Annotated in this window: 12 protein-coding genes; 6 read left to right on the top strand and 6 right to left on the bottom strand. The window is 44.8% G+C overall.

The annotated features are described in order from the left end of the window. Window positions 1–167 precede the first annotated feature (167 nt). Genes QZV86_RS12445 through QZV86_RS12420 form a run of 6 tightly spaced genes read left to right on the top strand, consistent with a single transcriptional unit; the run spans window position 168 to window position 4,424 of the window. The gene (locus tag QZV86_RS12445) at window positions 168–767 is read left to right on the top strand and encodes a riboflavin synthase (RefSeq protein ID WP_295628671.1); all 600 of its coding nucleotides are present in this window, start codon (window positions 168–170) and stop codon (window positions 765–767) included. Window positions 768–788: 21 nt separating this feature from the next. Beyond that, window positions 789–1,886 carry a bifunctional 3,4-dihydroxy-2-butanone-4-phosphate synthase/GTP cyclohydrolase II gene (gene ribBA, locus QZV86_RS12440; protein WP_295628678.1) on the top strand — a complete coding sequence of 366 codons (1,098 nt, stop codon included), beginning with the start codon at window positions 789–791 and terminating at the stop codon, window positions 1,884–1,886. 48 nt (window positions 1,887–1,934) lie between these two features. Beyond that, window positions 1,935–2,417: a 6,7-dimethyl-8-ribityllumazine synthase gene (ribH, locus tag QZV86_RS12435; RefSeq protein ID WP_293006154.1), complete on the top strand. Its 483-nt coding sequence runs from the start codon at window positions 1,935–1,937 to the stop codon at window positions 2,415–2,417. After that, window positions 2,414–2,914 (top strand): transcription antitermination factor NusB, encoded by a 501-nt coding sequence (nusB, locus tag QZV86_RS12430; protein WP_295628666.1) that lies wholly within the window; start codon window positions 2,414–2,416, stop codon window positions 2,912–2,914. Before ribH ends, nusB begins: the two co-directional genes overlap by 4 nt. A gap of 9 nt (window positions 2,915–2,923) precedes the next feature. Further along, on the top strand, window positions 2,924–3,895 hold the full coding sequence (gene thiL, locus QZV86_RS12425) for a thiamine-phosphate kinase (RefSeq protein ID WP_295628663.1): 972 nt from the start codon (window positions 2,924–2,926) through the stop codon (window positions 3,893–3,895). Further along, window positions 3,876–4,424, top strand: a complete 549-nt coding sequence (locus QZV86_RS12420) for a phosphatidylglycerophosphatase A (protein WP_295628660.1) — start codon at window positions 3,876–3,878, stop codon at window positions 4,422–4,424. The genes thiL and QZV86_RS12420 overlap by 20 nt, the downstream gene beginning before the upstream one ends. Before the next feature lie 59 nt (window positions 4,425–4,483). Here the strand turns inward: QZV86_RS12420 and QZV86_RS12415 are convergent, their stop codons facing one another. From QZV86_RS12415 to QZV86_RS12390, 6 genes are all read right to left on the bottom strand, one after another. Next, entirely contained in the window at window positions 4,484–5,866 is a 1,383-nt protein-coding gene (locus QZV86_RS12415) for an SLC13 family permease (protein ID WP_295628657.1), read from the bottom strand. Window positions 5,867–6,250: 384 nt separating this feature from the next. Beyond that, window positions 6,251–6,634 carry a hypothetical protein gene (locus tag QZV86_RS12410; RefSeq protein WP_295628655.1) on the bottom strand — a complete coding sequence of 128 codons (384 nt, stop codon included), beginning with the start codon at window positions 6,632–6,634 and terminating at the stop codon, window positions 6,251–6,253. Between the two features lie 324 nt (window positions 6,635–6,958). Next, the gene (locus QZV86_RS12405; RefSeq protein ID WP_295628650.1) at window positions 6,959–7,486 is read right to left on the bottom strand and encodes a hypothetical protein; all 528 of its coding nucleotides are present in this window, start codon (window positions 7,484–7,486) and stop codon (window positions 6,959–6,961) included. 159 nt (window positions 7,487–7,645) lie between these two features. Then, window positions 7,646–8,011: a nuclear transport factor 2 family protein gene (locus QZV86_RS12400; protein ID WP_295628647.1), complete on the bottom strand. Its 366-nt coding sequence runs from the start codon at window positions 8,009–8,011 to the stop codon at window positions 7,646–7,648. Between the two features lie 42 nt (window positions 8,012–8,053). Next, complete coding sequence (gene yaaA, locus QZV86_RS12395) at window positions 8,054–8,836, bottom strand: peroxide stress protein YaaA (protein ID WP_295628644.1); 783 nt, start codon at window positions 8,834–8,836, stop codon at window positions 8,054–8,056. A 217-nt stretch (window positions 8,837–9,053) separates the two neighbouring features. After that, the gene (locus tag QZV86_RS12390; protein ID WP_295628675.1) at window positions 9,054–10,154 is read right to left on the bottom strand and encodes a bifunctional diguanylate cyclase/phosphodiesterase; all 1,101 of its coding nucleotides are present in this window, start codon (window positions 10,152–10,154) and stop codon (window positions 9,054–9,056) included. Window positions 10,155–10,213: the final 59 nt, after the last annotated feature.

The raw sequence follows: 10,213 nt of genomic DNA, 5'->3' as shown, positions 1-10,213 counted from the left end.
CTGCTGCTCGCAAGATAGCGATTGACGGGAATTTTTCAGGGACGACTAAGTATTTACGATTTCAGCAAGGTATACTTGCAACAGCTCTAGCAAACTGTTTTTTGAATGAACATTGATTTACAGTCCTTGATGCCTCTTTTTGCCATTCAAAATTAATACGTAGCGAGATGTTTACCGGAATCATACAAGCAGTGGGTGAAATAACTCAGGCTCAACCCAACATGGATCATAGCAATAATGGGCTATCCCTAAGTATTTTTACTGGGGAGCTGGATCTGAGCGATGTGAATGTCGGTGATAGCATTGCTGTGAACGGTGTCTGTCTCACGGTTACTTCATTGACCGTTAATAAATTTACCGTGGATGTTTCGCAAGAAACACTAAACTGTACTCAAGGGCTTAATCAAACCGGTATGCGCGTCAATTTGGAAAAAGCTTTGCGCTTGTCGGACCGATTGGGTGGCCACTTGGTTAGTGGCCATGTGGATGGAATTGGTATCGTAATTAAATTTGAGCCCGCTGGAGAGAGTTATGAGTTGATCATTCGGGCACCAGATTCAATATTGCGGTACCTGGTACATAAAGGCTCGATCACAGTGAATGGCGTTAGCCTGACAATTAATCAAGTTGAAGGTAATGAGTTTTCTATCAATCTTATTCCGCATACTTTAGCGATGACCACTTTAAATGAGCTGGCGCCAGAAATACGTGTAAATTTAGAAACTGATATGTTGGCGCGCTATGTGGCAAAGTTGTTAAATATCTAACGTCATTCGGAAAAAATGAATATGAGTATCAGTGCGATTCAGGAGATCATTGCAGATCTGAAGCTGGGTAAAATGGTCATCCTGATTGATGAGGAAGATCGCGAGAATGAAGGCGACTTGGTTCTTGCTGCTGATTTTGTAACACCGGAAGCCATCAATTTTATGGCTACCCATGGCCGAGGGTTGATTTGCTTAACCTTAACCGAAGAAAAATGCCATCAGTTAGATCTGCCTTTAATGGTATCTTCTAATCGTGCGCCGCTGGGTACCAATTTTACACTTTCCATTGAATCCGCCAGTGGCGTCACTACGGGTATTTCGGCTGCGGATCGTGCGCGCACCATTCAAACTGCTGTTAATAAAGATGCGAAACCAGAAGACATTGTGCAACCCGGGCATATTTTTCCGCTGATGGCCCAGAAAGGCGGAGTGCTGATGCGTGCCGGACACACCGAGGCGGGTTGCGACTTAGCCAGGATGGCGGGTTTGACTGCGGCTTCGGTAATCTGCGAAATTCTAAAAGAAGATGGCAGTATGGCACGGTTGCCCAATCTCATAACGTTTGCGCATAAACATCAACTTAAAATTGGTGCGATCTCGGATTTAATCGAATACCGTAATCAAACCGAAAGCCTAGTTGCCCGTGTTGCTGAGCGCGTCATCCAAACTTTGTATGGCGAGTTTCAGTTAGTGGCCTACCGTGATGAGATAACGCATATGACTCATTTGGCATTGGTCAAAGGTAAAATAAATCCCGCAACCGAAACATTGGTGCGTGTGCATGAACCATTGTCAGTGATTGATTTATTGGATATTCATGACAGTACGCATTCCTGGAGTATTCATGCTGCGATGAAATTGATTGCTGAGGCAGGGTGTGGTGTTATCGTACTGTTGCATCGAAAAGAAAGTTCAGCCAAACTGATCGAACGCATCCAGTTGCAGCGGCCTCATTTCCCCAATGCGATTAAGACAGATTTACGCGATCATGGTATTGGTGCACAAATACTTAAAGATCTTAATGTGGGAAAAATGCGTTTAATGGCAACCCCAAGAAAAATGCCCAGTGTGACAGGATTTGGATTAGAAGTGACGAGTTATGTTGAGACACACGGGTAATATTTAACTTTATATTAATCAGTTATGCTAAATAAACAGGAGCCTGGTATGCCATATTATGACAATATTCTTGAATTTGAACCGAATCTGGATGGATCAGATTTACGCGTGGGTATTGTCATGAGCCGTTTTAATATTGATATTGGTGAAGGGCTGTTGAGCGCTTGTACCGCGGAGCTGAAAAAAAAGGGTATGCAGGATTCAAATATTCTCATTGTAACGGTACCGGGTGCATTAGAAATTCCGCTCACGATGAAAAGAATGGCTATGTCCGATCAATTTGATGCGATGATCGCACTGGGTGCGGTGATACGCGGTGATACCTATCATTTCGAAGTAGTTGCCAACGAATCCGCGCGTGGCTTGCTCATGGTGCAACTCGAAGTTGAAATTCCTATCGCTAATGGCATATTGACGACTGATAATGAAGATCAGGCGATTGCACGGATGAGTACTAAAGGCATGGAAGCAGCCCAAGTTGCGCTGGAAGTGGCTAATTTGCATATCAGAATTGATGAATTCGAGATATGAACGGTACACTTCCTGACACAAGCTCTTCCGCAGACAAAAAAACGGAGAAGTATAAAAGCCGTCGTCGGATCGCGCGTGAATTTATATTGCAGGGCATCTATCAATGGCGTACTGCGGGCGGCACAACGAGTTTTATCGAACAGCAGTTGCGCGAGTCCGACGAATTCAGGCATGTCGACGAAAAACATTTTACCCATGTGTTGCAGGGTGCTTTGCAAAGTGTGGATGAATTGGAGAAAATCATCCAACCTTGCTTGGATCGACCTCTCAATGAGCTGAGTCCGGTAGAGTTTGCAATTTTATTATTGAGTACGTTCGAGTTAAGTCATCATCCGGAAATTCCTTATCGTGCCATTCTCAATGAAGCGATTGAATTAGCCAGAACCTATGGGGGTAGTGACGGACACAAATACGTAAATGGCGTACTGGATAAACTGGCTGCTCGATTGCGTAGCGTTGAGATTCAAACGCAAAAGGCGACTAAAAATCGCGTGTAGTTTCCCAGCATGCATTCAGAATTCGATATTATCGGTCGTTATTTTCAGCGGACTACAACGAGCGTAGTACTGGGAATCGGTGATGACGCAGCACTGATTGCAGCAACAACAGGGATCGAATTAGCCATTTCAACGGATACGTTGGTATGTGGTAAACATTTCTTTCCTGAAGCTGATCCTTACAAGCTCGGGCATAAATCCCTGGCGGTTAATTTGTCCGATATGGCCGCAATGGGTGCTAAACCGCGCTGGGCATTATTGACTCTAACATTACCGGAAGGCTTGGTTAAGCAAAATATTGCTTGGCTATCTAAATTCAGCGATGGTTTCTTTGCACTGGCTGATTTACACCAAATCGAGTTGATCGGAGGAGACACTACCGCCGGGGCGCTGAATATCGGGATACAAATTATCGGTGAAGTTACAGCAGGTAAAGCATTACGTCGAAGTGGCGCCAAGCTGGACGATGACATTTGGGTTTCCGGTCAAATAGGTGATGCGGCCTTGGCGCTACAGCATGAATTGCGGCAATTCACTTTGCATCCCGTTGAGATTGAGCAATGTTTGCCAGCGCTCCTGACGCCGACTGCTAGAGTGGAGCTTGGTCAGCGTTTGATTGGCCTGGCGCATAGTGCCATCGATATCTCGGATGGATTGATGGCCGATTTGGGGCACATTTTGACTGCCTCCGGAAAAGCAGCCTGGATTAATCTGACCGATATACCATGCTCCCCAGTATTGAGGAAATACCGCCAGCAATCAGTAGCAATGAGTTGCTTGCTGGCTGGCGGCGATGATTATGAGTTATGTTTTACGGCGCCGAAAATAAATCGCCGGAAGATTGAAACGCTTGCTGCCGAGTTGGCCATCTCGCTCAACCGCATTGGCGAGATTTATTCCGGCACAGGTTTAATTGTGAAAGACGCACAGGGAAACACAATGACTTTGGAAACCCAAGGATATGACCATTTCAGAATCTGATATTCACAATCCATCCAGTGCTTCACCTCCACCAATCCGACCGAATGTGGATTTTCTCTACAGCCATCCTGCCTATATGATTGCATTCTCCGGTGGAGCCGGATTAAGTCCTATTGCACCAGGAACGGTGGGAACACTGGTCGCTTTTCCATTATTCTCATTGTTTAATCATTATCTTAGCCCTTTTTATCTTTTGTTGCTTATTGATATCCTTTTTATCATAGGCATTTGGGCATGTGGTCTAACTGGCAAAGCACTGAGAGAGCCTGATCATAGCGGCATGGTGTGGGATGAAACTGTGGCATTCCTCTTGGTATTATATTTCACCCCGGATCACTGGGCCTGGCAATTGGCTGCGTTCGCATTGTTTCGTCTGTTTGATATTGTCAAGCCCCAGCCCATCCGTTATTACGATCGTAACTTAAAAGGTGGATTTGGCGTCATGTTCGATGATTTATTAGCCGCGTTTTTTACACTTCTATGCTTGGCCGGATGGAAAACGTGGGTGTTATCTGAAGGCTATTTTTGACTTTGTTAGTCTTTTAGCCTCAACGATTATCTGTGCTATCCATTCAAACTTCGGATTTGTTATGCAACCAAGAAATAACACACCAGCGTAATCACCATAGCACCGATAAAATTCAATGCCGCCCCCTCTCTGACCATATTGGCAATAGAGATGTGACCGCTGCCAAAGACGATGGCGTTTGGTGCGGTGGCAACGGGCAGCATAAAGGCGCAACTCGCACTCATTGCAGCGGGCACCATCAGCAGGCTTGGCTCAATGCCTGCCGCCAACGCAGCGGGCGCCAGAATCGGCATCAACAATATTGTGGTTGCGGTGTTACTGGTGGCTTCGGTAAGAAAAGTCACACTTAGTGTGATGACGGCAATGATTACCAGTGGGTGCAAGCTGGCGAGAACTGCCAATTGATCGCCGATTGCGCGAGATAATCCGGATTCGACAAAGGCTTGGGCAATGGAAATGCCTGCAGCAAACAGGATGAGAATGCCCCAGGGTACTTTCTCTGCAGTTTCCCAGTCGAGCAACTTGCTGCCGCGACCGTTAGGTACCAGAAACAAAATCACCACAGCAACTAATGCGACAATCGCATCATTCGCGCCTTTGAGGTCAAACCAAGTACTCCAGCCGCCGAATGGTTCAAGACGTGTAATCCATGCTAAGGCAGTCAAACCAAAAATAATAAGTACGCGACGTTCTTCGGGGCGCCAATCACCCGCCGGAGGAATCACCAATACGCCGCGATAATCCAGTTTGCGCGTGAGCCACAGCCCGGCAATCGGGATAAAGATCACCACGACGGGTAATCCCCAGCTCATCCACTGTGAGAAACTCACCGCTATTCCGGTAAAATTCTCATATTGTTGAATGAAGACCAAGTTCGGTGGTGTGCCGATGGGCGTTCCCAGACCACCAATATTGCTGCCGTAGGCAATCGCCAATAGCAAAGGGATGGCTAATTTTTTATCCGGACTCTGTGCAATGACCGCTAGTGCAATTGGTAGCATCATTAACGTCGTTGCAGTATTCGATATCCACATGCTTAACACAGCAGAGGCCACCATAAATCCCAGTACAATCCGACGGCTGCTGGTTCCACCGACAAGATTGACCATCCCGAGCGCAATCCGCCGATGTGCGCCGGAACGCTCCATTGCTGCTGACAAGATAAAGCCGCCAAGCATCAACAAAATCAGCTCGTTGCCATACGCCATGGCTATTTTTTCCTGCGGTAATACGCCAAGGAGCGGGAAAACCGCTAGCGGGATAATGGAGGTTGCAGGAATAGGGATCGGCTCAAAAACCCACCAAACCACGCACAGAATGGCCACAGCCCCGGTCCAGCAGGCGTATTCTTCCCAACCAAATTGTGACATGGCAAAGAACATAGCGATTGCAAGCAAAGGACCAACAATCAAAGCCCATTCGCGATTGGGAGTAATGGTCATAGAATTTAAATTCTAGTGATGATAAATTTGCAACAGATGCTGTGCATCAAAGGATTTGCATCATGCCGGAGTGGGGGAGGTGCGTCAATCATGCTGCATGAGACTGAAGCAATGTAGGTACTATATTCTTTTATGATATGTTGCTGAACGCTCGGCCATGCCGACGTGAGCAAAATTCAGTTTAATATTTGATTTGCAACCAAATGTTTGGTTTCGGGGGATACGAGATAACCCAATATCGACGATGAGGTCAAAATAGTTTCACTATCACAGTGATGAAGAAAATCGCTATCGGAAATGGAAATAAGAAAACAGCCATCGGGCGCCCGATGGCTGTTAGCTCTCAGTTGAATCTATTACAGATCCAATTGGGTTGTGCCTAAATTATCTAATTACTGGTGCGTCTTCATTAAGATTAAGCCGCGCTTTGTTGACTGCTGGATTACCTTGATCCATTGCTATTTTCTTATGCAGGTCTGCACTATTAATGCTTTCTGCCAACACTACCTCGTATTCGCGAATATTCGCGGTGGTGTGTGATTTAAAATCCTGTCCTCGTCTACCATAGTAATAAGGACGTGCTTCGTATTCTTCGAGTGCTGCTTTATTTTCTTGCAATTTTGTTTCAGTTTCCTTGGCGACACTTTCATAATATTGCGCCAATGCGGCATGGTTATTGTCATCAATACCTTCTACTGCGAACACTGACGAAACAGTTAAGCTAAATGCCAAAACAGAGATTAATGCTAAGAATTTTTGTGCTTTCATGATCAGCTCCTTCAGTGATAAATTGATGACTGTCATAATAACTGCACTTAATGCAATGAGTATATTGGGGAAACCCTGTTTTTTATCTAATGGTTTCCATTGGCAGGTAGATTGTAAGGTGCTATTCCGAGTTTAGTCTGGCAGTCATCTTTACCAGATGATGGGGCTATACGGCTTGATAGAGGTATCGATCAAATGCATGATTGATCAGTTCATGCGCTCGTTATTTCTCTTTTGACCGGATTTCCCGTCTCGGTGCTTGTTTATCTGTGGGCCAATATTTGGATCCAGCGCGGCATGCAGTGCATGTGGTTAGGTTAACATTCAGCGAAACGTAGCGTTGATGCATAAGAAGAATACAAAAATCTGAACAGCGCTTAGTATTTCGGAGGGCAAATCTATTTCGAAAGTCCGTTTCCAAAATGTAAAGCCTGTTACGTCATAGATGTGGCCAATTTTTTGCCCGTTCTGGAAGAGGTCAAAACGCATATTAAAACAATTGCTTCTTTTCACTAAATTGTAGCGTTGATTATTCACATCAATTTCCCATCTTGTCTTTTTTAAAACATATACATTTGCCGATGCCAAGATCTTTTCTCCGTCGATCAGGAGAAATTTTAGGTCATTTCCACGCACGGCCCGGTCACTGAGAAGTTCATATTCCACCTTGTATTCTCGCTCGGGTAACTGGATTTTTACAAAATCTTGCAAACAATGAGGAGCAGCACCATTCGTCGGGCTGTTTCTTGGAATCGCAAAGTATGTTGGTAGCTTTAAGATCCCAATCGATGAACGATTAATGTCAAAGAGAAAGTACTTAAATTTGGAAAAGCCACTTTCTGCGATGATCATGTTGTGGTCAACCCAATTATCATTCGATTCCCAAAATAACGTGATATGTCGATTGAAATTTCATCATAGAAAGCTTTGTTGGATCAGAGAAATATGCTGCAGCTATCACTAGGGCCTAGTTTAAGTTAGACGCAATAAGTCTAGACAAAGTCGCGCGAGTTAATTTCCCGGCTTGCAAACCGCGATATGCTGAATCAGTCCGCCCGAGGTGAAGTAAATGCGTTCCAGCCCATGTCGTGTCACTGATTCACTGGTAGAGATATCCGTGCCGGTCATGGTAAATGCGAATTCCACACTATTTTTTTCATTGTTGAGATATTCCAGGACTTCCCAATGCACATCGGGAAAGCGCGCGAAAAAGCTGGTCATCATAGTATGAATGGCATCGCTACCTTGGTATGTGCCGAAATAAGCGGAGTGGTAGGTGGCATTGCTTGCAAACAAGCATTTTATGCGCGCAAGGTCGTGATCGTTGGACAATGTCACGTACTTTCTGGCCAACTCAATGAGCTGTTGATTAGTCATGGCATTCTGCTGTTAAAAATCTACAAGATTGTGCATTGTAAATCATGCAGCCTTCGATTCTGCACGAGTGAAAATCCATTCATCTTGAGTACTGTTTTTTTCATCAAATTGATAGCCTGTAACATCAAATTCTTTAATGGTCTCGGGGTCTGTGAGTTTGTTCTGGATGATATAGCGGCTCATCATACCTCTGGCTTTTTTAGCAAAAAAACTGATGATTTTATAAACTCCATTTTTTTCGTCTTTAAAAACAGGGGTAATGATACGCGCTTCCAGATTTTTTGTTTGGATGGACTGAAAATATTCATTGGATGCCAAGTTAATTAGAATACTATCTTTCTGTTGCTTTAAATCTTGATTCAGTGCTGGGGTAATTTTGTCGCCCCAGAACTCATACAAATTTTTGCCGCGCGAGTTTTTAAATTGAGTGCCCATTTCCAGCCGATACGGTTGTATCAGATCCAGTGGATGCAACAAACCATATAACCCAGACAAAATACGCAAATGATCTTGTGCAAAGGCCAATTCAGCGGCATTCATTGTCACGGCGTCCAAGCCGGTATACACATCTCCTCTGAATGCGAAAATGGCTTGTTTGGAATTCTTCAACGTAAACGGGCGTTTCCAGGTGTGGTAACGGTTTGAATTCAAAATGCCCAGCTTGGGACTGATTGACATCAATTGGCAGATTTGATCCGGTTCCAGTTCCCGGAGCGCATCAATCAGCTTGGCGGAATCATCGAGAAAGATAGGCTGTGTAGATTCCCGAGTGATGGGTGGGGTTTCAAAATCCAGCGTTTTGGCCGGTGAGATAACAATAATCATATATTTTCATCCCGAAATAAAAAATATTATCAGATTTACTCGCAGAGTAATCTCAAATCGGCGATGAGATCGCTCGTGACGATAAACAGTACACTGCCTCAGTAAAAATAGAGAAACTGACTGAAAATAAGCCGGCGGCACGAGTACCATCGCAATCCAGCAAGAAATTAAGCATAACGATGCAAACGACTATCGTCGATTTGGCGCAGCAGTCCGATTACATTGTAGTATTTGTTAACAAGCATTCAAACTGCTCAGCAGGTACTGGTTTGCTGTAGTAATAGCCTTGCGCTTCATCACAGCCCTGTTCGCGCAAAAAAGCGAGTTGTTCGCTTGTCTCTACGCCTTCAGCAATAGTTCTCAGGCCAAGATTCTTCGACATGCTGATAATCGCAGCAACGATAGCTTTATCTTCCAGATCGGTATTAATGTCGCGCACAAATGATTGATCAATCTTGAGCTTATATGCTTTGAATTTCTTCAGGTAATTGAGTGATGAATAACCTGTGCCAAAATCATCAATCGACATTTGCACGCCGAGTTCATGCAAATTATTCATTACCGCAATCGCCTTAAGCGGTTCGTGCATTGCTGCTCCCTCGGTTAATTCCAGCTCCAGATACTCAGGAGGCAGCTGCGCTTCTTTCAGAATGAGCGTGACCATATCGAGCAAATTGGGGTGACGAAACTGTACTGCTGACAAATTGACCGCAATGATGATAGGCGGGTGACCATTATCAATCCAGCGTTTTAGCTGCATTACAGACGAGCGCAAGACCCATTCCCCAATTGATAAGATAACGCCGCAATCTTCCGCGACCGGGATGAATTCGTTAGGCGATACATTGCCCAATGTTGGATTGTGCCATCGTAGCAAGACTTCCGCGCCGATGATATATCCATTTCTAATGGATACCTGTGGTTGGTAATATACTTGAAACTGATTGCCCTCTAGCGCATAACGCAAGGCGTTGGCTAATTGTAAGTTACGCATTGCATGTACCTGCATTTTTGCAGTAAAAAATCGATAACCGTTACGACCTTCATGTTTTGCCTGATACATTGCGATATCGGCATTCTTTGAGAGTGTATCCATATCCGAACCATCATCAGGGTAGAGGGCAATGCCGATTGATGCGGTCACGATCAGATCATAGTGTTTGCTCTTGTATGGCTCTGAGATGACTCCCAGTATTTTTTGCGCAACTTGTGCCGCGCCGCGTGCATTGTTACCGGGTAACAATAAAATAAATTCATCCCCGCCCAGGCGTGCCGCCGTATCTTCTTCACGTAAAGCCCGCTTCAAACGCTTGGAGATTTCTATTAGGGAAACGCTGATCTATTCGATCACATCGAATAGACATGCAGAGGTTTGAT

The sequence above is a fragment of the uncultured Nitrosomonas sp. genome (genome assembly GCF_902826915.1).
Taxonomy (GTDB): domain Bacteria; phylum Pseudomonadota; class Gammaproteobacteria; order Burkholderiales; family Nitrosomonadaceae; genus Nitrosomonas.
Note: the sequence above shows the minus strand (reverse complement) of the source record. Positions and strands in the feature narration are given on the sequence as shown.

Coding starts and splice junctions, on each gene's coding strand:
- QZV86_RS12410 (WP_295628655.1), bottom strand. CDS start 6,634: ATGAAAGCACAAAAATTCTTAGCATTAATCTCTGTTTTGGCATTTAGC.
- yaaA (WP_295628644.1), bottom strand. CDS start 8,836: ATGATTATTGTTATCTCACCGGCCAAAACGCTGGATTTTGAAACCCCA.
- nusB (WP_295628666.1), top strand. CDS start 2,414: ATGAACGGTACACTTCCTGACACAAGCTCTTCCGCAGACAAAAAAACG.
- QZV86_RS12445 (WP_295628671.1), top strand. CDS start 168: ATGTTTACCGGAATCATACAAGCAGTGGGTGAAATAACTCAGGCTCAA.
- thiL (WP_295628663.1), top strand. CDS start 2,924: ATGCATTCAGAATTCGATATTATCGGTCGTTATTTTCAGCGGACTACA.
- ribH (WP_293006154.1), top strand. CDS start 1,935: ATGCCATATTATGACAATATTCTTGAATTTGAACCGAATCTGGATGGA.
- QZV86_RS12400 (WP_295628647.1), bottom strand. CDS start 8,011: ATGACTAATCAACAGCTCATTGAGTTGGCCAGAAAGTACGTGACATTG.
- QZV86_RS12420 (WP_295628660.1), top strand. CDS start 3,876: ATGACCATTTCAGAATCTGATATTCACAATCCATCCAGTGCTTCACCT.
- ribBA (WP_295628678.1), top strand. CDS start 789: ATGAGTATCAGTGCGATTCAGGAGATCATTGCAGATCTGAAGCTGGGT.
- QZV86_RS12405 (WP_295628650.1), bottom strand. CDS start 7,486: ATGATCATCGCAGAAAGTGGCTTTTCCAAATTTAAGTACTTTCTCTTT.
- QZV86_RS12415 (WP_295628657.1), bottom strand. CDS start 5,866: ATGACCATTACTCCCAATCGCGAATGGGCTTTGATTGTTGGTCCTTTG.